At 48.6% G+C, this 21,567-nt stretch carries 17 protein-coding genes; 4 read left to right on the forward strand and 13 right to left on the reverse strand.

The genetic code is table 11. The annotated features are described in order from the left end of the window. Positions 1–13: 13 nt before the first annotated feature. Positions 14–997: a phosphotransferase gene (locus BLW29_RS11515; RefSeq protein ID WP_090979525.1), complete on the reverse strand. Its 984-nt coding sequence runs from the start codon at positions 995–997 to the stop codon at positions 14–16. A 231-nt stretch (positions 998–1,228) separates the two neighbouring features. Here BLW29_RS11515 and BLW29_RS11520 point away from each other — a divergent pair, with 231 nt between their 5' ends. Then, complete coding sequence (locus BLW29_RS11520; protein WP_090979526.1) at positions 1,229–1,792, forward strand: sigma-70 family RNA polymerase sigma factor; 564 nt, start codon at positions 1,229–1,231, stop codon at positions 1,790–1,792. Continuing rightward, positions 1,782–2,282, forward strand: coding sequence for a DUF3600 domain-containing protein (locus tag BLW29_RS11525; protein ID WP_090979527.1), 501 nt, complete (start codon positions 1,782–1,784; stop codon positions 2,280–2,282). The genes BLW29_RS11520 and BLW29_RS11525 overlap by 11 nt, the downstream gene beginning before the upstream one ends. Positions 2,283–2,347: 65 nt before the next feature. Here BLW29_RS11525 and BLW29_RS11530 read toward each other — a convergent pair whose 3' ends face one another. From BLW29_RS11530 to BLW29_RS32105, 11 genes are all read right to left on the reverse strand, one after another. After that, entirely contained in the window at positions 2,348–2,536 is a 189-nt protein-coding gene (locus BLW29_RS11530; protein WP_090979529.1) for a hypothetical protein, read from the reverse strand. A gap of 411 nt (positions 2,537–2,947) precedes the next feature. After that, the gene (locus BLW29_RS11535; protein ID WP_143044388.1) at positions 2,948–3,997 is read right to left on the reverse strand and encodes a hypothetical protein; all 1,050 of its coding nucleotides are present in this window, start codon (positions 3,995–3,997) and stop codon (positions 2,948–2,950) included. Positions 3,998–4,694: 697 nt separating this feature from the next. Then, complete coding sequence (bshB2, locus tag BLW29_RS11540) at positions 4,695–5,354, reverse strand: bacillithiol biosynthesis deacetylase BshB2 (RefSeq protein WP_090979533.1); 660 nt, start codon at positions 5,352–5,354, stop codon at positions 4,695–4,697. Positions 5,355–5,378: 24 nt separating this feature from the next. Further along, positions 5,379–5,723, reverse strand: coding sequence for a YojF family protein (locus tag BLW29_RS11545; RefSeq protein WP_090979535.1), 345 nt, complete (start codon positions 5,721–5,723; stop codon positions 5,379–5,381). A gap of 172 nt (positions 5,724–5,895) precedes the next feature. After that, entirely contained in the window at positions 5,896–7,269 is a 1,374-nt protein-coding gene (locus tag BLW29_RS11550; RefSeq protein WP_143044389.1) for an FAD-dependent oxidoreductase, read from the reverse strand. 155 nt (positions 7,270–7,424) lie between these two features. Next, on the reverse strand, positions 7,425–8,933 hold the full coding sequence (locus tag BLW29_RS11555) for an ABC transporter substrate-binding protein (protein WP_090979539.1): 1,509 nt from the start codon (positions 8,931–8,933) through the stop codon (positions 7,425–7,427). 126 nt (positions 8,934–9,059) lie between these two features. Beyond that, a complete protein-coding gene (locus BLW29_RS11560) occupies positions 9,060–9,989 on the reverse strand; it encodes a carbohydrate ABC transporter permease (RefSeq protein WP_090979541.1) in 930 nt (309 codons plus the stop codon). A 15-nt stretch (positions 9,990–10,004) separates the two neighbouring features. Next, entirely contained in the window at positions 10,005–10,997 is a 993-nt protein-coding gene (locus BLW29_RS11565; RefSeq protein ID WP_256208535.1) for an ABC transporter permease, read from the reverse strand. A gap of 127 nt (positions 10,998–11,124) precedes the next feature. Next, complete coding sequence (locus BLW29_RS11570; RefSeq protein ID WP_090979543.1) at positions 11,125–12,744, reverse strand: response regulator; 1,620 nt, start codon at positions 12,742–12,744, stop codon at positions 11,125–11,127. A 30-nt stretch (positions 12,745–12,774) separates the two neighbouring features. After that, the gene (locus BLW29_RS11575; protein ID WP_090979545.1) at positions 12,775–14,547 is read right to left on the reverse strand and encodes a cache domain-containing sensor histidine kinase; all 1,773 of its coding nucleotides are present in this window, start codon (positions 14,545–14,547) and stop codon (positions 12,775–12,777) included. Positions 14,548–14,677: 130 nt separating this feature from the next. Next, positions 14,678–15,592, reverse strand: a complete 915-nt coding sequence (locus BLW29_RS32105) for a YfiT family bacillithiol transferase (protein ID WP_090979548.1) — start codon at positions 15,590–15,592, stop codon at positions 14,678–14,680. A 149-nt stretch (positions 15,593–15,741) separates the two neighbouring features. Here BLW29_RS32105 and BLW29_RS11585 point away from each other — a divergent pair, with 149 nt between their 5' ends. Then, positions 15,742–16,173 carry a hypothetical protein gene (locus BLW29_RS11585; RefSeq protein ID WP_090979550.1) on the forward strand — a complete coding sequence of 144 codons (432 nt, stop codon included), beginning with the start codon at positions 15,742–15,744 and terminating at the stop codon, positions 16,171–16,173. 135 nt (positions 16,174–16,308) lie between these two features. Here the strand turns inward: BLW29_RS11585 and BLW29_RS32015 are convergent, their stop codons facing one another. Further along, a complete protein-coding gene (locus BLW29_RS32015; RefSeq protein WP_090979552.1) occupies positions 16,309–18,789 on the reverse strand; it encodes a carbohydrate-binding protein in 2,481 nt (826 codons plus the stop codon). A 349-nt stretch (positions 18,790–19,138) separates the two neighbouring features. Here BLW29_RS32015 and BLW29_RS11595 point away from each other — a divergent pair, with 349 nt between their 5' ends. Further along, the gene (locus BLW29_RS11595; RefSeq protein WP_177186593.1) at positions 19,139–21,259 is read left to right on the forward strand and encodes a cell division protein FtsA; all 2,121 of its coding nucleotides are present in this window, start codon (positions 19,139–19,141) and stop codon (positions 21,257–21,259) included. Positions 21,260–21,567: the final 308 nt, after the last annotated feature.

The following is a 21,567-nucleotide window of genomic DNA, read 5'->3' on the forward strand; positions in this document are numbered from 1 at the left end:
CCGTTTTGTTGTTTTAAATGATATTGTAACTCTGAAATTCATGAACAAAGCCTTCCAGCCAATCTTCTGAATAATCAAGAACTCCAGAATCCGTGGGGATAAAACTCGTATCAAGTCCCATCACCCATAAGCGACGAACAATCATAAATAATTGAATCGCCTCTTCATCCTGGACGGTGAAGCTTCTGACTGATCGATAACCTGCCATAAATGCATCCCAGAGCGGCTCTTTCTTATCCGTTAATTGACGCTTTCTCCCCCGGACTTGAGCTAAATCATAGGCCCGCCACCCTCTTGCAGCCCATTCAAAGTCGTAATGAGTGAAATGCTTATCCAATTGAAATGCATTGTTATTTCCGTGCATATCGCCATGACACAGCCCCCAATCCAAACCTTGTTTGGCTGCTTGATTGACCCGTTCTATCAACTCGTTAGCAAATCGTTGCAGGAAGTTTGCAGCCGGACTTTCCTCGCCTATGTAGGTCAAGATTCGAGCCAGAGGTTGAGAAATGAGAACATTCGTGTCCAACTCGTACCTGGGTTCGTTTAAAATAACTTGATCCATAGCCATGTGCAGTTCGCCAGCCGAAATTCCAAAAGCATAACAGGATTCCTCATCTTGCAGTACGTTTTCCACCCCATCGATATAGCGGAAAATAACCGCAATTCTTTTCCCCTCTGGTGCATCAATGACGGTATGTAAACTATTGTCTACCTTAGCTATTGGCTCCGATACTTTTGTATTCATTGCGCTAAGGATGCTTTTTAATTGAATTAACACGGATAGCTCCGCTATTACGTCGCTTTCATGAACGGCAAGCCGGTAAATACGCAGCATGTATGTCCCATTGGAAGTCCGAATTCTGTAAGTATCATTTAGTCCTCGTAACCAGAACAAACATTCATGCCAAGGTCCGATGTTATAATTGCCGCTTAAGCAATATGCTAAGTATTTGGGATCAAGTACGGAACGCAGAGCCATTGGTTGATTGTACATGTTTAGGTACCTCTCTTATCCTGAATATATGAAGAACCGCTGGGCAAACCATACGGCGCTAATTCATATTCTAGGCGAAGCTCTCACGAGCAGATAGAGAACAAATGAGTATAAACTATTTACAGCCCACCGGACACGGCAACCACATTGCCAAAAAATTTATTCTCCTACTGAACCTTTTTCCATCATGGAGCGAAATAAGAGTTGTAACACGTTCAGGAGGGGCCCCTATTGAATGATAAAGAATTAATTCCACTGCTTAGAAATGCGACGTTAGGCGATGAGTCGGCTTTTCAGCTTGTCTATCAGGCGACTCACCAAGATGTCTATCGAACGGTAGCTTTTCTCGTTTACAACAAACAGGACATTGAGGACATAGTCAATGAGGTTTATCTGCGAATGTGGCGGTCGTTCCACACCTACGACTCGAGCCGGCCATTCCGATTCTGGTTGCACGGGATCACTGTACATCAGGTCCAAGATTGGAAGAGAAAGGCTTGGCGGCGAATTCGGCTCCTTGAACGCAACCGCCAGACGACTGGTGAAGCCATCGACTGGACGGACAAGACTGTCCTGCAGTCCGAAATGCAGCATGAGCTGTTCAGCCATGTCCGCCAGTTGTCATACAAACTACGAGTCGTCATCATCCTGCGTTATTTGCACGACTATACGCTGGAAGAAATCGCAGCTATGCTGCAAATCCCCGTTGGCACAGTGAAATCCAGGCAGCATCTGGCTCTGAAAGAACTACGGAACCGATTCAAATCGACGGGAGGAGACGCGTATGTCTATTGACAAGCAGTTGCGTGAAGAGCTTCGTCAGGTGGCAGATTCGATGCAGTGTCCTCCCGATTTGTATGGACGTGTCCAACAATCCTATCGACACTATGCGAACGAAAAGAGAGGGAAATCCATGAAAAAACGAATTCTCATAGGAATTGCGGCAATCATAATCCTGATTCCAACCGCCGCATATGCCGGTACCTATCTGGCTAATGATATCTTCGGTTCTTCTAAAACCATTGAAGAGCATGGCGGTACGCAAGAGGATTACAAAGAGATTGAGGGCATGCTTCAGGCCGCAAAAGGCAAGCTCACGGAAGACGAGTTCAAGGAGTATACGGAACTGACCAAGCAGCTTGTGCAGTTAAAGCTGAAAATTACTGATGAAAACGGAGTTGTACACGAGGAGAAACTGACTAAAGAAGAACAGCAGCAGTTTAAGCAGCTTGCCTCCAAGCTTGCCCCGTTCTTCGAGAAGATTAATGAGACCGCTAAACCGTAAGAACTTTATATCACGTAACAAGAAAGAAACCCGGCATATTCTAGCCGGGTTTCTTTCTGAATATCCTATTTCTTCTGATTTTTGCGGATCCGGGAGAAGACCACGAGTCCGGCAATCAACATGGCTATGTAACCCATGTTTTGGGCTGCTTCGGATTTCATGCCCAGCACCATGCAAAGATTGGTAACCAAGCTCTTCGTCAGGAGCGCAATCGCAATCAGCATAATCGGACGAAGAATATTGAACTTATTCATGTATGCCATCCTTTCGTTATCTAGCTAATAAATTCTCATGCACCCTGCTGCTTTCCCAATTATTCATTACTCTTACGGAATATAGGGTCTATGGTTTCGTTTCCTAGACTTCATTCTTGCTTTCCATTCATGATTCTCTCATGAATCCCCTTGCATTACTACCGCAACAGTGCGATATCGCACCTGCCCTAATTCTAACTAACCGTACAGGCCTTATTTGATCTCAAAATAACGATTTGAAATTCTAACGAACCCTACAGGTCTTATCTGCTCGAAAACTCGTGTATTTCTTCCAATTTCGGGGAAATAAGGCCTCTGTGGTTCGTTAGAATAATGGAAGGGCCGATTTCTCCAAAATAAGACCTCCACGGTTCGTTAGCGTTTCATTCACACCATCGAGCCTTTTCCGTGCTACGGAAGTTCAATCCGAATGAGTTCGACTTCCTTATTATTGCTGCAGATAAGTACACAAGGAAAAACATACGGAACATAAGAGCCTGTGCCCCCGAGATCGATACGTGTATACTGTTCGTCCCCATGTTGGACGATCTGACTACCCATAATTGTAAGTGATAGTTCACTCATTGCTTTTAAAGGCAGCAATAATGCTTTCACTCGTTTACCTTCCCTTTCAATTAAACACCCTTCATTGAGATAGACCACAAACTTGGTTTCATCGTCTTGAAAGTCTACGGGATTTATTACATAAATTTCTACAATTCTACCGTCTCTCTTGTATACATAATGACCATCTCTCTTCATGAAGAATTTGCTCATTCCCTTAACGATCCGAAACGTTTTCCCATGAAAAGTGCCATAAGCGAAGAGCGCAACAGCCATTCCGATTACGAGCATATTATTCGTGGGTTCATCCTTCAAATACATCATGTATGCTGAAGAAATCTCATACAGATTCCTTAAGCTGAATGGAATGGATGCCGTCAGAAATAGATTTGTAATCATAGCGATGAAAATTTGCAAGGCACACAATAGCCCAACAACGAACCTGATCGGCCAAACGATAACTTCCTCATGGACATTCTTCTGATAGAAATAAAGCACAAACATAAGCCCGAATAACGGAATTAATATGAAATTCGTTTTTAGCAAATAGATCGAGATCCCATAAACCAATCCCCACAAGAGTACGAACAGCGTTAATTTAAGAATCGAGATAAGCCGGTTGGGTTCTCCCTGTTTCTCTATTTCTGGCTGATTCTCTTGAGATAGATCAAGATCAGTCGGCTGCAATTTCAATTGTGCTCTAATCGTGGAATACAACGTTTCAATATCGAGGGAAGGGAATTGGGCAATCGGAATTCGGATGGAGAACATCCCGCCGTACGTATTGTTGATTTCAGACAAGAAGGATTGCTTTCTTTTCTTGATTTGTTCCTTTAGGATCAGTCCGATAACCGTATTACGCTGTATGGAAAAGACCTGTACGTCATAGATCTCCATCCAATTCGCTCGCTTAGTCCCAAATGCGGTCCTAATTTCAATCCCATTCTGGGTTATCTTTAGTGTCTGTAGTCGTAGTACCCCTATAAACAACCATGCATATAAGAAAAAAGCGATTGCGAATATCCAGATTAACTTAAAAGCGACATTGAAATAAACTCCATCAATAGGGAGAAACAAAAATGCTCCGAACAATCCAATCATGAATAGGAGAAGGACATGCATGGACCACTTCAGTTTGGCATGTTGTTCAATTGGTAAAGTATAGTTTCCGTTTTCAAGTTGTAATTCCATCACTGTGGCCAGCCACCTCAATGCAGTCAATCTCATTTACCATACTCACTACGTCTACTCCTTGGATTTGTATTGGATGTTGGATGGCTACACGCAATGAAGCCGCCTATCATGCCGGCAGCTTCATCTTTGGTTTCCCAATATTGCCTATTCATTCTGTAACGGTTGTGAGCGTGACTATTTCATGAAATGGACCCTTTTTAAAAAGCTAACGGTTGTGAGAATCGTTATTCGATGCGTGATGGTTGATTTCGATCAAAAAATCCCCAAATAAGTCCGCTAGCAACCGTTAGAAAATAAAAACGGATTTTTTAGGCCAAATAAGCACTCCCACAACCGTTAGAGTTTGATAGGCGGCTCATATCGGCATCAACCAGCATCCATAGTGACTCCAACGATCGATTTATGCGAATCGATACGTCCAGAATCGTTCCATTCCGAAGCGCCCTTGGATTTCCGCATCCGATAACTTCTTGTTGCCTAACAATTCGGCTGCTTGGAACTGGGACTTATGAGCTTGAATAGACGCCATCTTCTGTTTCAAGTAAGCTTTGACGTCATTGATGATATCGGGCTTGCCGATCTCTTGTTCGTGATTGTTGGCGAATGCCATGCAATGCACGGTCGGTCTGCGGTCGGCAGGCATTCTGGCGATTGTTCGAATTACCGATGCCCCGCATGCGTTGTGATCGGGATGAACGCTCAGCGTCGGGTGAAACGTAATGACCAACGAAGGATTCAACTCTTCAATGAGCGCTTCGACACTTCCGTCTAACTTTGTTTTGTCCTCGAATTCGAGCATTTTATCGTGAAAACCAAGCATCCGAAGATCCTTAATCCCAATGGCGCGGCAAGAAGCTTCCAGTTCCTGCTTGCGTATGGCGGGTAGAGTGACCCTGCTCGCGAAAGGCGGTATTCCCATGTTGCGGCCCATCTCTCCTAAAGTCAAACAAGCGTAAGTGACATTTGCCGTTCCTTGGTCGAGATGCATCGCAAGCGTCCCTGACAAGCTGAACGCTTCATCGTCCGGATGAGGAAGCACCACCAGTATGTTTCGTTTCATATCTGTTCCAATTCTCCCTTTTCCTTAAAATGGTTCCCGGCTCAATTGCAGCGCTACGACGAGTTTTCCCGCAGTGTCATGCCCCGCAAGGATGAGTCTTTCGGAATCCGTCTCTTCATAGTGGGTTAGCCCCTCGGAATAAACCCAGCCCTGCTCCGTCTTCAAGCCTACGCGATAAGGTCCCTCTCCGGAAATCGAGCCGTGGGAATATCGAATAACGGCATTCGAAATAAAGGTCGCTGCCGGATGCTTCGTACGATCCAGATGCGCTGCGTAAGCTCCCGTTGTCATCTCGAGATGGATATATAAATCCCGATCAATAAGGATATCTATAAACTGCTGGACTTTCGTTTTGTCGATGAGCTGCATTTTCTTCCTCCAAGCACCTATTGTATTTCCTGATCACGAGCGACTATTCCTTCATCATGCTTGCCGCGAGTCAGAGCATTTAATCGCCTTATTACTTATTTTATCAGAATCGTTTCAAATGTAGTAATCGGCGGTTCTTTGACTGATTTGATTGGATTATCGTTACCGATAATCAACCACCTCTACGCAATATTCTATATAGCATCGATGGCGAAAACAACGTCCTGACCGGACGCAACAAGTTCATGACATAGATAAACGCATGATAAACGTCGGTATTTTGCGAGGAACGGTGAAAGATTCGGCCGGTATACCATTGAAGCAGGGAGAGTCCGAATGGCTTCTTGCCCACCACGTGAGGAAATCGAAAATCCTCTACGATCGTTATTTTCCAGACGGGGTCTATGACCTTGGCTATTCTTCTATAGAATCGCTTGGTCAATCGGGCTGAAATGCCGGTCCCCGTTGTGTCTTTCCTTCTCGCTCTATCTTTCCATTCTCGCACGAGACACTCCTCTAACGCCAACGCTTCCATGGCAGCTACCGACATGCCTTGTCCGAAGACGGGATCAAATCGGCAGAAAGCATCCCCGATAAACAAGAATCCTTGCGGGAGATTGCGGACCTTCTCATAATGATGGCGCACGATATAGGGAACCTTATGTACTTTGACTGCAGAGAGTGGTGCTGCTCCTTGAAGCTCGTTGTAAATCATCGCGTCCGGCAGCTTCTTCGTAAAGGCAATAAAGCTCTCGGCGTCGTTAAGATTGGCATGCGACAGCTCACTATCGTAACCGAATAACGTGAAAATATGACGATTACCCTCTATACGACAAACCGCTCCTCCGTTTCGTTCGACAGGCGCAGAAGGATATACCAAGAGAGTGGACCAATCCCGATCGGCAGCATCTAATTGATAGATTTGACTAACATAACAGAGATCTATTCTAACCTTCTCTTCGGGATGTTGGAGTTGATGGGTTTGAAACCATGGATGAAATCTTGAGCCATACCCGCTCGCATCGATGACCAAATCCGCATAAAGAGACGTCGACTGTGACGAATCTGCTTCCGTTACCTGTACCCCAAGGATCATGTTCTTCTTCTCATCGTATATAGGTTCCAGCGCCAGCATGTTACATCGGATACGCAAGTTCGAATTCTTCTCCGCTTGAAGTCGAATATGATGTTCCAGAAAAGGGCGACTTTGAAGATGAACCACGATATCCCCAACAAATCTCTTCTTCCATACGCCGTGATGAAACCAGTTGAGATCCTTGGAACCATTGATACCGGTCGAACCATCTTCCATCATCGCCTGGACAATACCGGGAAACAGCTGCTCCAGTGCTTGTTCCCCACCTTTGAGCAAAGCATGAAGATGATAGCTTTGAGGGACTTCCTTTCTGGGTTGTTTATCGTGAGGCTCTGCGCCTCTTTCCAATAAGGTAACTTCTTCAAAGTAACGACATAACACTTGGGCAGAACAAAGTCCGGCTATTCCGGAACCTATAACGACAGCATGCGCTCCTAGTTTTCGAGTCATCTTCGCCTTCACCGCCCCCTCCATGAGAATTTAACGATGGTATTCAACAAATAACCTTCATTTCCTTCTGCTGCACGATCACCGCCCAGTTCTCCGCCTAAACAGAAAACCCGCCAGGCCGGAGGCCTGACGGGTACATTCAACTAACAGTTCTACTACTTCGAAGCAAGGAAAGCGTTCAATTGCTTTTGCTTCTCTTTGAGTACTTTATCCAGTCCGTTCGCTTTCTCTTTCTTCTGGAATTCCGCCGCTTTCGAAGGATCGATTGCGCCTGTTTCCAGACCTGCGATGTATTTGCTGCGTACGGTTACGAGCGCGGCTACTTGCGATTTCACCGGCTGCGCGTTGAACGTGAAGCCAAGCGCAGGCGACAGCTTCGCGCCTTTGTTGAACTTCTTGAACTGTGCCCATTTATCCGGTGCTTCCGTATTCCATACATAGTTCAAGAATTGGTTACCGAACATCCATGTCGCGCCTGGATTGTAGTTCGCGGCATCCGGACCTGGTTTAATGATTTCAGTCGACACTTTCTCGTAATGCTGGCCTTGAATACCGAAGTTCAGCAAGTTATTCAAGTATTTATCGGAGTGGAGCAGGTTGATGAACATCATCGCACGTGCCGGATTTTTGGAAGTCGTGGAAATACCCAGCATGGAACCTGCGGTTTCGCCCGTTGATACAGTGCGCTCCGTCATGTTGATCTGCTGCAGCTTGCCTGCCAAATTCGCGGCAATCGCCATCTCGGCGTCTTTACCCGGCTTCAAGGAGGACACGATCATGAACACATTGCCCTTCTTCAAGGCATCCTGTCCGGACAATTGCGTCGTTGCCGCGTCTTTGTTGATGTAGCCTTTCTTGAATAAACTGCGTGTCAATTTCAATTGGTCCATATACTGCTTATCGTCGAAGCGTGTAATGACTTTCGTGCTTGTGCCGTCTTTGCGGATCAGCCCTTCAATCGTCGTATCGCCTAGGTAATCCTGCTGGCTGAAATAGTGCGAGTTGAAGGTTTCGCCGTCACGCAGGAACAATGGCGTCATGCTTGGCATTTTCGCTTTAACCTTCGCCAGGATCGGAACAAGATCATTTACCGATTTCACTGCATTCAATTGAGCGGTCAAGCCGAGCTTGCTGGCAATATCTTTGCGGTAGATGACGCCGCCTTGCGCTGCCAATTCTTTGTTAGTCGGCACGCCGTAGTTATGCCCGTTTACTTTGGCTCCCGCAAGGAATGCCGGATCAAGCGATTTCGTGATGTCTTTGCCGTATTTGCTTAGCAAATTACCGGCCGGACCTTTCGCATCGTCAAGCGCAAGGAACACTTTCTTCGCCACATCGTTAGCATGGCCGTTCCATTGTGCCGTGAAGATGACGTCCATCGGCTCGCGGCTTGCTTTGAGCAGGTTCATCTTGCTGTCCCATTGACCCCAATCGATCGGGATGAGATCAATCGTCGCGTTGATTTTGTCTGTCAGATATCTGCTCATTTTCGCTTCGATCTGGGCTTCGTCTTTGGCAGGTGAGCCCGGATAGTACAATGTAAGTTTGTAAGGATCCAGCGTGCTGCTACCAGCGGCGCTGGCAACCGGTAACGCGGATAGAACAAGGCTTCCGCCCAAAATCAGAGAGATGCTTTTTCCCAGCTTGCTTTTTCCTTTGAACATGCGGTAGTGCCTCCCTTATTAGTTTAAATGCTCTGTATACTCAACCGGATGAACCGGAACGAGCCAATGTAAGAACACCACGAGCCTGTGTGCCTGACTGCTTGCCATTGTATCTGCGGATGACCGCTATCCTTTAACTGCGCCGACAGTCAATCCCTTGATGAAGTACCGCTGGAAGAACGGGTAAGCAAACACGATCGGACCAATTCCGACAACCGCCATAGCCATGGTCACGGTCTCTGTAGGCAGCTGGTAGTCCGGATTCTGAGCCAGAATCGCCGAGTAAGCTGACGAGTTAGCACTCAGGAATGTAATATCGAGCAGCGCTTGATACATGCGGTACTGGATAGTGTACAAACTGTCCTCATTGATGAACAATAAGCTAAGGTACCAGTCGTTCCAATAACTCAGCGTACAGAACAAGCCTACCGTCGCTAATACCGGCAAGGACAGCGGCAGTACGATTTGAGCAAAAATCCGCCACTCGCCTGAGCCATCAATCTTGGCCGATTCCAAAAGTGCCGGCGGCACCGAGTTCGTGAAGAAGGTACGCAAGATGAGTACGAAGAAGGGCTGAACGAACATCGGAATCATGAGCGCCCATATGTTATCCCGCAGGTGAAACCCTTGTGTATACAGCAAGTAGAAGGGAACCAGCCCGCTGTTAAATAGGAGCGTAAAGAACATAATGAAGGAAAACACCTTACGATGCTTGAAATCCGTTCTGGATATCGGATAGGCATACAGCGACATCGTGATGAGAGCAATCAGTGTGCCGACCACCGTAACGAAGAACGAGTTGCCGTACGATCGAAGGATGCTCTGCCAATCGCTGAGCAGAAAATCATAGGCCGATGCACTGAACTGCTCAGGCCAGAGCTTATAGCCATTAACCAGAACCAGATTCTCATCGGAGAATGATACGGCAATGACGAGCACCAGCGGCAGCACGCATAAGAGCGTGTAAATCCAGAAGAATCCGTTGATAAAGAAATTTGGAAGGCTCGATATTTCATGCAGACCCTTTTTCCGTTTGGTCATAACCGTCGTCGCCATTCGCATGTATCCTCCTTAGAACAAGGCATCGTCTCTGCTGATCCGACGAATGACCAAATTTGATAGCAGCACCAGCACGAATCCGACGACCGCTTGGTACAAGCCGGCGGCAGATGACATCCCGATATCCCCGCTTACGATAAATCCTTGGTACACGTAAGTATCAATGACGAGCGTCGTGTCGTAGAGAATGCCTGAATTACGAGTAACTTGAAAGAACAATCCGAAGTCCGAGTAGAAAATACGGCCAATCTGGAGGAACGTAAGGATGATAATGACAGGCCTAATCAATGGAATCGTAATGCTGAAGATCTGGCGCCATTTGGAAGCACCGTCAATCGTTGCCGCTTCATAATACTCGTTGTCGATCCCGATAATGGCCGCGAGGAAGATGACCGCATAATAGCCGATACCTTTCCAAGTATTAATGATGGGCAGAATGAACGGCCACCACTTGGACTCCGTATACCAATCTACAGGCTCGATCCCAAGCGCTGGCAGTACGAATTTGTTGAAGATGCCGATATCCGGATTTAAGAAAGCGTATACAAGATAGGAAATGACGACCATCGAGAGAAAGTAAGGCAGGAACATCGCCGTCTGGTGAAGCTTTGCCAATCGGCGGTTTCGCATGGCGTTGAAGAGAAGCGCGAGCGTAACGCCGATAACCAGATTCAAGACGATAAAGACCGCATTATAAGCAAGCGTGTTTCGGGTGATGGTCCAAGCGTCGGTCGTGCTGAACAAATAATTGAAGTTCTCCAAACCCACCCATTTGCTCTCCAGGAAACTCTTGATGAAGCTTGTTGAGGTATACTCAATTTGTTTGAAAGCGATTAAAGAGCCGATCATTGGCAGGTAATTGTTCATCAACAACACGAGCAGCGCGGGAGCCATCATAATATAGAAAGCTCCGTATCTCTTCCAATAGCCAATGTTCTGCTTCGTTCGTGTTCTAGGCGCCTTCGCCTTCGCTACGACTTCCGCGGCTTCCGTTGAAGGAGTCATCCCCATAACCATCCTTTCGTTCTCTTGTACTCTCATTGTATAGGGCGGGAACCTACTCCATCTATCTACTGAGATGACGCACATAGCACTCTGGTGACATTGGAGAACAGAAAAGTGCTAGTTCCATTTAGCGTAAATTCTGGTGCTTCTTGCGGTACTCTTGGGGGGATAATCCGGTCATCTTCTTGAATAGCTTGGCAAAATAAGAGAAGTGGACATAACCGACCTCTTCGGCAATGTTGCTTACTTTGTCGTTCGTATCGACCAGGCAGCGCTTCGCGCGTTCGATGCGCAGCTCCGTCATGTAGTCCGACAAGGAAAATCCCGTCTCCTTGCGAAATAATCGCGATAAATAGGCCGGGTTGCGATAGACATGCGCAGCAATGTCGTCCCGCGTCAATTCCGTATGCAGTTGCTCTTGAATAAATGTCTTCACCTTCGCAATGACGGCGGATGCATCGCGCGGACGCTCTGCCAATGCTTGTCCCATCTTGGTTGCCATTCTCCCCGCACAAACCATCAGCTGCTGGGAATTGCGAGCGGCTTGAATGTCTTTCATTTCAGCAGCAGTAAACACGTCGTAGATCGAGAAGCCTTTGCGATAGGCTGCGCCGTACATCATGTTCAGGAAACCATAATGAAACAGCTCCAGCGCTTCACGGCTTGCTTGCTCAGTCTGCCAGCGTTTCAACGTCTCTTCCAATTGGACGATCAGCTGTTCATGTCCGCCATTATCGAGCAGCGCCCCCCAGTCGGTAAAAGATGGTATCGGAATACCCGAATCCGTCCCGACCGCTTCATAACCCGCTTGTGCTCCCGCATCCTGTACAGATTGAGGTGCCGATACATTGGCTCGCTCCAATTGCTGCAATCGTTCGAGTGCGGCTGCTAGTCCGCCGATCGCTGCCGGCTCTCCCACGTAACAGGAAACTCTGCAGTGAAAATAGTGCTGGCATGCCTGCACGTACTCGGCACATCTCCGAAGCAACCCATCACGATCAACCAGATCGCTGTCACTCAGATAGAGCAGCGCCATATTGAGCTCATTTCGGTCCTGCAGCACCGTACCCGGCCAATTCCCGAGGATGATCTCCGCAGCCGATTTGCGCAGTGCATACTCCATGATGTTCTCGTCACGCGCATCCAATTCGATATCCCATTGCTCGATACTAAGCAGAACAGGAAGAACCTTGCTGCTTGCCGATAGAGGTATTTGATAGGATTCCAACTGGCGATGGAGTCGTTCCGGGGACAGCCTCACTCGGCCTGCCAGCAGTTCTTGCCAGAACCGTTCTACCAAGATCGGAAGCTGGCTTGTCCATTGCCTGCGGTTCGCATCCACCAATTCTTCGACTTGGAGCCGTTCTCTTCGCATGCCGATCTCGGTGATCGCACGTTTCACAAGCGCCTTCAGATCGTCATGATCAACCGGCTTCAAGATATAGTCAAAGCAGCCATTATGCATAGCCTCCTGCGCATAATCGAATCGCGCATGTCCCGTGAGGAATATCGTCAGTGTCTGCGGCTTGTTATCCCGAATCCAGCGGAGCAGCTCCAGTCCGTTCATACCGGGCATTTCGATATCGGATATCACCAAGTCCACGGGATGCTCTTCTAACACCTTGATGGATTGGGACACATCCTCGGCCTCCCAGATGGACTGAATAGGTAAGTCACTCCAGTCGATACCTTGTGCGATTCCCTTCAGTGCGTAAATCTCATCATCTACAACGAGCATGTTCACCATTATTTTCGCTCTCCTTCGTATGCCAGTCCGTTATTCATTGCCCTCGAACGTAGTAGGCCTCTCTACAGGAAGGCGCATCTGCACGACAGCCCCTCCCGGTTTCCCGTTCATGAACGTGATTCCGCCTTCATTGCCGTACAGCATACGGAACCGATGAAGGATATTCCAGATTCCCAGATGAAGCTCGCCTGAGCCTTCAATTTCTACACCGTCGCGCAGCCCTTCCAGAACGGACTCCGGAAACCCCGGGCCATTGTCAATGATCGTCAGCTTAATGAATCTCCCGGCATCCTCTTCATCTTGTTCGGAGTAAATGCCGATGCGGAAAGGCATGCCATCCTGAACTCTCTTATTAAACCCATGAATGACCGAGTTCTCGACAAAAGGCTGCAGCAATAAAGGCGAGATCGGCACCGATGCATGCTCGGGCAGCATCTGGATTTCATATTCCAGCTTCGTCACGTAGCGGATTTTCTGGATTTCCAGGTAATGCTCGATATGCCGGATTTCATCTTCCAGGGAAACTACGGCGCGATGTCCTAGCATGACGAAACGGAAGTAGTCCGCTAAGTGCAGGCTCATTTTCTGAACGAGCTTGTAGTCCTTTAAGGCGGCCAAATTATAAATAATGTTCAAGCTGTTCATATAGAAATGAGGATTGATCTGAATCTGCAGATGCTTGTACTCCGCTTTCTGCACCCGAATCTGCTCCTCGTACACGTCGATCTTCAGCTTCTCGATTTGCTCGGCCATTTGGTTGAACGTCCCTGACATAAAGGCAAATTCACTATTGTCGGTGTTAACCGGCATTCTGACGTTGAACTGCCCTTGACCCAGCTTCCGCATGCCTCGAACGAGTCCAACAAGCGGCTTGAACATGACCCGCTGTAAGAATAACAAGTATAAGGATAGGACGATGGCGACGGTGAGCGGAATCCAGATGTAGAGCATCTTTTGGAAATAGGGGAGGTTTTTCAAAATATACGTTTCCGGAATGACGATCATATAGTGGATATCCGAAATGGAGGAAGGCTGTGTAATGACGAGAAAATGATTCTGGTTCCACGTCGTCCTGTCTTGCTTCGTCATTTCCACAATATCCTTCTGCACGATGGATTCCTGCACAACCGGCAAGGGGGAGTTGGTTAGCGGATTGCCCGCCGGGTCCACGACGAACGCAGCCCCATCGGGGCCAACATCGAATTTATTCAATTCCTCGTTTAACCGATCGACTTGCACAAGCGCGCCGATATAGACGCCTGAGCCAAGGTCAACGGTTTTGATGAGATAATTGGTATCGTTCGGAATGGAGAAACGCTCCCAGCGCTGCGTCTCTTCCGGCAGATCCTTAGAGGCGAGATTCGTGGTATAGTCCAGCAGCGCGGATTGCACCTCCGCGAAGTGAAAGCTGTACTGCGTGGCGAAGAACATGTCGTCGTCCTTGCGGGAGTAAACGAAGAAAGTATCTACTTTATTGTAATAACCGGTATCCAGCAGGAAACGTCTCGTCAGCTCCATCTTCACCATCGTATAGTCCGAGTCTTCTTCGGCCAATGACAGCTCCTGCAGCGATTGAATGTTGGGGTCGCCCTGCATCCGGTACAAATAACGCATCGTTTCCTGCAATATTGCGTCATTGTTCTGCACTTGCTGCTCCATCAGCTTGTTGTAATGGAGCGAGATTTGTTCACGCACGACTTTAGTCGCATAGACGTTATTGTAGACAAGAAAGAGCACCATAGGTGCAGTCATCAGCAGAAAGCCGAAGACGATCTTAAAACGAACCGACTGCCAAAACGGCATAGAACTCCACCCTCGCTGATAGCATTAAAATCCACTACCAGCATACCGCACGCCAATGAAAGCGGCAACAAAATATCCCGGCCGCTCTTGCCGCCCCCAGCTATCTACCTAAGGAAACAGTGGCAAATCGCTAGGTCTCTCCTCCTGCACCGTTTCGTTCTTGCAGGAACCGAATAAGGGGTTCTCGATCTTCTTCGAACGATAATTCCAGTTCTCTCAGCTCTTCGACTGTCTTCCATGCAATCTCATAGATTAGGCCATCCGGGTCTTGGATACACGGCTCGCCGCCCACAATTTCACCACGGAAATAGGCGATTCTCTCTTGCTTCATGAAGAGCTGCCCGGCCAACCGAATGCGATAGCCTGTTTCCTCGAAAACCTCGCGGATGCAGCAATCTTCATAGGATTCGTTCGACTCCCGTCCTCCTGACGGAACAGACCATCGTTTCTCCTCATGCGGTTTCCCCTGCAGCACCATGAGGAGGCCACCTGACGCATTGAAACAGATCGCGGCTGACCCGCTCCAGCTCATGCGATACCACGACGATTCGATCTGCGCCGTATGATGGCGGTTATGCCAAACAAACCGCTGCAGCGCCGTATCCAGCGTGATACTCCCGAGTGCCAGCGTGCGTAACTTCCTGCTGAACTGCTCCGGGCTCAACCCTTGAAGCAGAATCACAAACCGCCGATGCAGAATCTCTAGTAAATCCAGTGTATCCTCGATCGGAACCTCCCTATAATCATGCAGCTCGCCCCACAAATCCTCCCGGTACGTCGCTCCGAGCGGTTCTTCCTCCGTCAGCGCTCGCTTGAACCTCAAGTATGCATTCATATCGTTGTCGGCCAGATGATGCACGATCTGTCTGGCAGACCAGCCGCCTTCGCGGTATGGGACGTCCAGTTGTTCCGAGCCGAGGTTGCTTATCAGTTTCCTCAGTGTCACGGTAATGCCGGGAATCTCGTTGATGACGGCTGCACGTTGTTCGTGTGTCGAAATTGGCGCCGCTTGGAACGGGCCAATTGGGAATCGAATGTCGTTCATGGGTTTGGTTACCGCCTTTCAATACAACTATATTCGAGTGATATATTCGAGAAACGACAAATGAATCCTTTTTACGCTCCTGCAGACACATGTCCCTGCCCTTCTCTAGCAATGCTGCATATTTTAGTAGAAAAGGAGTAGGTGATGTAGTGGGACAACTTATTGATGCACGAACTTCAAGCAATATCCCCGTCGTTCTTACCGAGTTTGATAATACGTTTCCGCTCGATACCCCTGTCATCGTTGGACAGGTAGGACTGAACATTCCGCCTCAAACCCAGGGAATTATCCGGGTTCAATTGACAGGCATGGTTGGTGTCGCACTTCCGACGGATTTTCCGCAAGGATTCATCCTGGAGCTTTATATCGTTAGAGGTCTGACCATCGACGACGTGCTGATTTACAAATCTGTCCATTCGTTTGATTTCGGCATACACACGATTGGGTTCTCTGCATCCGATTATCATATCCCTGCACCTGCATCGGGGCTTCAACCCTACACGTTATTCGCAATCGCTCTCTCACCAGGAATCGCTCGTATCGGTCCGGAGAACTTGAACGCTTCCGCTTATACCGGATAATGAAAGGCATAGGAAAGGCAGTTACACGTTGGATCGAGGACCCTATCATCCGCAGACAAAAACAAAAGCTGCCCCAAAAGCCATAACATGCGCTTTTAGGGCAGCTTTTCTATCTACATCTAAATTACTCGCTTCTTAGAACCCCGTATTCCCGTTCAACACCGGCACGACCAACGGATTCGCATTCGTATAGTTCGCCAGCGCGTTGCCGGAGGCAACGTTAAAGTTGAACTGCGTCCGACCGCCGCTGTCACCGTAGCTCGTGTTGTCGATATGAATGCCTTCCGTCTCGCCGTTCGTAATGTTGTTGAGCTCGATTCGCACATTGAGCATTGGGTTGACGTAGAGCCAGAACTGAATTCCTGCGTGGTTGTGACCGGTATGACCCGCTTTGTTAATCGTGTTCCGTTGGAACTTGAGGCCGCTGATCGTATACGAAGGTTTCGTCGGCTCGACCGGCTCCGTCGTGACGATCATGCCCGCGTTAAACGTGCTGTCGATGTAGTTATCGCGGAAGATCAAGTTATTGCCGCCTACATCGGACATGCCTCGCCCCCAGTAGCTCGCGATAATCGTGTTGAACTGCCCCACGTTATTCTGAGCGACGCCTGGGAAGTTCATCAGATTCACCTGCGCAACCCCATCATCGCCAAGTCCGCGCATGAAGTTATTCTGTGCCACGTTGCCGGCGTTCCCGTCATCTCCCCAGTGAATGCCGTCAAAATACGTATTGTAAAGCCGTACATTCTGAATGGTCGAGTTCGACCAATCCGTCCAGCCCTCCAAGCAGCCCATATGCTCTGCCCATAGATTCTGCAGCACATTGTTAGTTCCGGTACCGGGATTGGTAAGCACGATGATGCCATAATGCCCATCCCGCTGCGTATCCACGCTGCTAATGCGAAGATCCGAAATCGTCGTGTTGTTGTTGAGCGTGAACCCAACCTCGCCGCCCCAGATTCCATTCGTAACGGTGCTATGCAAATTAGAATACCAGATACCTGCGCCTTTCAAGCTTACGCCTGATGGGACAGCGATCTTATCGCTTTGGTTGTAGGTCCCCGGCGGGAACCAGACGTTCTTGCCAGAAGAAGCTGCGGCGTTAACCGCGCTTTGAATCGCTGCCGTATCATCCGCGATCCCATTGCCAACCGCATTGTAAGGCGCCGACTTAACCGAAATATAATTCGCCGGCATCGCAATCGGAGCTGCCGCCGTCTCCAAATCGATTAGATCAACCCCGTACCAAGTGAGGCTGTTGCCGGAATCCTTTTGCAGCTTCACCGTATCCCCTGCATTAATATCGATCGCAAAATCCTTATCGTCAAAGCTGCGTACATACGAGTTTCCCGGAGCCGTATCATAATTGAACGTGGAGGTGAGCGACAAGTCTTGACGCTTCACGCCATTGACATAGAGAGCCAATGTCCCGCTCGTATTCTGAGGAATGCTGTACCGCAGAATCAGCCGGTTCGCATCGCGAACATTGGTCCACTGCACGGACTCGCCTGTCGCATCGAGGTGCACGTAGCTTTTGCCGGAAGCGGCTTCCTTCTTCATCGTCGTGTCATTATTCGTAGTCGCTCCGCCGCCGAGTGTACCATTCTCCGCCTCATAGGTTGTGAATGGCATCGTTGCACCACGGGAATTGTTGTTGGTCAGCCGCAGCCAGTTGATATTCGCGATTCCGGAACCTGTGACTCCTTTCACATATAAATTATGTGTGCCCGTAGCAGAACCCGTGATCGGCCAAGTTTGGGTCTCGAACGTATTCCAGCTGTCCGTATTGGCCACCGTAAATGTGCTGATTACGGGCCCTGTCAGGCTGTCGAGCCGAACCTCGAACTTGTTGCCCGTCGCTATTGCCGCAACACGAGCCTCGAGCGTCTTGTAGCCGCCGCTTAAATTCACATTGTTATACACCATATAATCATTCGTATCGAAGCTGCCAACCTGCTGGCCCCCGCCCGTATCCGGCGTTGATGCCGGTGCTACCCCAGACATCGAGCTGTAGCTCTCCGCTTCGATCTTGATTGCCGTTGTCATCGTTATAACCGGCGACCAACTCGTTTCATCGAAGTTCATATTCCCGTTAGCATTGATGACAAAATAAAGTGCATCCCCAGCCTCGACATGAATATTCGATACACCGCTTGGGGTTACATCGGCTGACGGTGTCACGGTAGCGCTCCAGAGCTGCGTTGTATTCTTGAAGATTTTCGCCACGACTCCGTTACTGCTGGCATTCACCTTGATCACATTGCCTGTAATGTCGACATTGCCTGCTTGCGGCGCTACCCATTTCTTCACCGCATCATAGGTTGTCTCCGGATGAAAGAAAGCGTCCCTCACGTACGGATACCCGGAGGTTTCCTTCCACTTGGCAGGGGTAGTCGCATCATAAACGCTGAGATACGAATACGTGCTTCCCGTCTTCTTCATATTGAACCAATTGCCGACGCCTTGCGTTGTACCGAAAGACGTTAATGCGCTGTACGTTACCGTTTCGGGAATCGGGGCTGCTTCGCTTCTCCCCTCATTCACAAGCAAACCGCTGGCAATGAGCGTGAATGCCATGGCACCATATATTCCTTGCTTCAACCTTCTTCTGATCATCGCTGCATCTCCTTATCATCTGTACTCAGTAGCCAACGTTTCGTTATTACCGATTACATATGTCGCACCACCTCCATCTCAAACGGATTAGGCATGATGAATCTGGATGTCGATGATCTTAAAGGTAGCATAGTGACACAAGCAATATTCGAACATGTTATTAGCAAAATATTAACTTTCTCTATGACTCTCTCCGAACCTAGCCGCCACCGAGAACTGAACCGCTGAATTTCGACATTCTATGCTATACTAGGAACAATTATCCTTTTATTGGGTCAACCTAGCGGATTGGTTTCCGTCCGCCTTACACACCACGAATGCAACCAACATGAAGGCAGGGGACTCTCGAATGGTACGGATCGAAGCGGCAGGAAGCTATATGCAGCGTGTTTTTGCAGTTGATATTGGAACCAGAAGCGTCATTGGCTTAACCGGCTACTACGAGGATGGAAGTCTAATCATCGAGCACGGCGAAGTAGAGTACCATAAGGACCGCGTGATGATAGACGGACAAATTCATGACATTGAAGGCGTCACGGAATCGATCAAGGTGATTAAGGAAAAGCTGGAAACCAAATGCGGACAACGCCTGACCGATGTTGCGATTGCTGCTGCAGGCCGCTCTCTGATCACGGGTCGTGCGGAGCTGGAGCAAGAAATCGATCATAACAAACCGATCGAGAAACATATCGTGGACGCTCTCGAATCCGAATGCTTAAACCTCATCTATAATCAGCTGCTAGAGCAATCCCAGGATATCAAAGATTATTTCTGCATCGGCCATACGGTCGTCCATTACTATATTAACGATGCGATGATGCTCAGTTTGATCGGCCACAGAGGCAGAACGATTAAAGTTGATCTAATCGCCACCTTCTTGCCTCGTACCGTCGTGGAAAGCCTCTATGCGTCAGTCAGTAACATCGGACTAAACGTCAGCTATCTGACTCTTGAGCCAATCGCGGCAATTGAAGCAGCCGTTCCTGCCAACATGCGCCTTCTGAATATCGCACTCGTTGACATCGGGGCCGGCACCTCGGACATTGCCATTACCAAGGATGGTACGGTTGTCGCTTATGCGATGACCTCGACCGCCGGCGATGAAGTGACCGAAGCCATTGCTCAAGCCTATTTGCTCGATTTCGACAGTGCGGAAGCGTTGAAATGCAAGCTGAACCAAGGTGCGGAGCAGCACACGTTCACTGATATCATTGGCCTCCAGCATACAGTCGCATCTGAAGAGATACTAGACACGATTCAGGAAGTTATCGAGCTGATTGCCAAGAACATAGCCGACAATATCTTGGAGAGAAACAATAAAGCACCAAGCGCCGTTTTCTTAACCGGCGGAGGAAGCAAGCTGCCCCGATTGAGCCAGGCTATCGCCTCCTATTTGCAATTACCTGTCGGTAGAGTCGCCACTCGAGATCTTGCAACGATCCCCAAGATGACCATACGGCATTTTGAGATGAACGGTCCTGAGGTGATGACGCCAATTGGCATCTTGATCAAAGCTGCCGCTCATTTGGGCAAGGATTTTGTAGAGGTTACCGTTAACGGGGATCGAGTGAAGTTAATTAATACGAAAGCACTTCAGGTGATTGATGCCCTCATGCTAATCGGGTTTAATCCGCAGCAATTAATTGCACGAGCGGGCCAATCGATGGAAATCACGATAAACGGACGCACACGAACGATATTCGGCGAACCCGGACAGCCTGGCGAAATCTGCGTCAATAACCAATTAGCCAGCATCAGCACGCCAATAAAGCTTCATGATGACATTACGATTACGCCGGCAATACCGGGTAAACCCAAGGAACTTACAGTTGGCCAGCTGTTTGATATGAACGCAGGCTTCTATTGGAACGAGCAGTGGGTGCAAACCACTCAGTCCGTGACCATCAATGGGACGCCGGCGGCTGATGATCGTCTCATTACCGCTGACGACTCCGTTACGGTTCTGCAGCTTGTAACACTAACTGATGTGTATCGGCATTTTAATATTCCACCGACTGTAAGGGTTCTTGTCAATGGCCTAGCCATGGAGATGCAGTATCGAATTCAACCTCGCGACTCCATTACAGTTGAACGCGAAGTCGCGGGGGAGGACGAGGACGAGGTCGAGGTCAAGGACGAGGTCAAGGCCGTGGTCAAGGACGAGGTCAAGGCCGTGGTCGCTATCACTGCTGTGAATGAACAATCACCGGCGGTGGTTCCCGAAGAGCAGCATCAACCTCAGTCTCCTACTGAACCGTTCATCCACATCACTTATAATGGCGGCCCACTCTCGTTGCCTTATAGAGAAGGATTCACATTCATTCATCTCTTCGATTACATCGATTTCGACCGCACACAGGTTCATGGGTCACTACGAATGACGCTCAATGGCGAGCCTGCCGCTTATTACGAGAAGATTCAAGATGGCGATGCCGTCATTATTGAATGGACAGCGAAGCGAGAGACTTGAAGATGACAAGAAGCTAGAGTAAATCAAGAAGACCGGGTGCTCCTGAGGAGGAGCATCCGGTCTTCTTTCGAGAACCGACATCTGATACAACATCGGTTTTTATTCTGTGCCTCCGCGATGAACCAATGCTTCGTCACAATGCCAACCCTAACGGTTGTCACAGTGGTTATTTGGCATTCATTTACCCTGTTTATTTTCTAACGGTTGCCAGCGAGCTTATTTAACAGATTTCCGCTGCGAATCGACCAATTTGCTGTAAATAAGCTCTGTCACAACCGTTAGCGTTTCAAATAGGCTGATTTGCATGA

It is taken from the genome of Paenibacillus sp. CF384 (genome assembly GCF_900106745.1).
In the GTDB taxonomy this organism is placed as follows: domain Bacteria; phylum Bacillota; class Bacilli; order Paenibacillales; family Paenibacillaceae; genus Paenibacillus_Z.

Coding starts and splice junctions, on each gene's coding strand:
- BLW29_RS11530 (WP_090979529.1), bottom strand. CDS start 2,536: ATGAATAAGTTCAATATTCTTCGTCCGATTATGCTGATTGCGATTGCG.
- BLW29_RS11535 (WP_143044388.1), bottom strand. CDS start 3,997: ATGGAGATCTATGACGTACAGGTCTTTTCCATACAGCGTAATACGGTT.
- BLW29_RS11570 (WP_090979543.1), bottom strand. CDS start 12,744: ATGGTGAACATGCTCGTTGTAGATGATGAGATTTACGCACTGAAGGGA.
- BLW29_RS32015 (WP_090979552.1), bottom strand. CDS start 18,789: ATGATCAGAAGAAGGTTGAAGCAAGGAATATATGGTGCCATGGCATTC.
- BLW29_RS11565 (WP_256208535.1), bottom strand. CDS start 10,997: ATGACTCCTTCAACGGAAGCCGCGGAAGTCGTAGCGAAGGCGAAGGCG.
- BLW29_RS11550 (WP_143044389.1), bottom strand. CDS start 7,269: ATGACTCGAAAACTAGGAGCGCATGCTGTCGTTATAGGTTCCGGAATA.
- BLW29_RS11595 (WP_177186593.1), top strand. CDS start 19,139: ATGGTACGGATCGAAGCGGCAGGAAGCTATATGCAGCGTGTTTTTGCA.
- BLW29_RS11515 (WP_090979525.1), bottom strand. CDS start 997: ATGTACAATCAACCAATGGCTCTGCGTTCCGTACTTGATCCCAAATAC.
- BLW29_RS11575 (WP_090979545.1), bottom strand. CDS start 14,547: ATGCCGTTTTGGCAGTCGGTTCGTTTTAAGATCGTCTTCGGCTTTCTG.
- BLW29_RS11555 (WP_090979539.1), bottom strand. CDS start 8,933: ATGTTCAAAGGAAAAAGCAAGCTGGGAAAAAGCATCTCTCTGATTTTG.
- bshB2 (WP_090979533.1), bottom strand. CDS start 5,354: ATGAAACGAAACATACTGGTGGTGCTTCCTCATCCGGACGATGAAGCG.
- BLW29_RS11525 (WP_090979527.1), top strand. CDS start 1,782: ATGTCTATTGACAAGCAGTTGCGTGAAGAGCTTCGTCAGGTGGCAGAT.
- BLW29_RS11545 (WP_090979535.1), bottom strand. CDS start 5,723: ATGCAGCTCATCGACAAAACGAAAGTCCAGCAGTTTATAGATATCCTT.
- BLW29_RS32105 (WP_090979548.1), bottom strand. CDS start 15,592: ATGAACGACATTCGATTCCCAATTGGCCCGTTCCAAGCGGCGCCAATT.
- BLW29_RS11560 (WP_090979541.1), bottom strand. CDS start 9,989: ATGGCGACGACGGTTATGACCAAACGGAAAAAGGGTCTGCATGAAATA.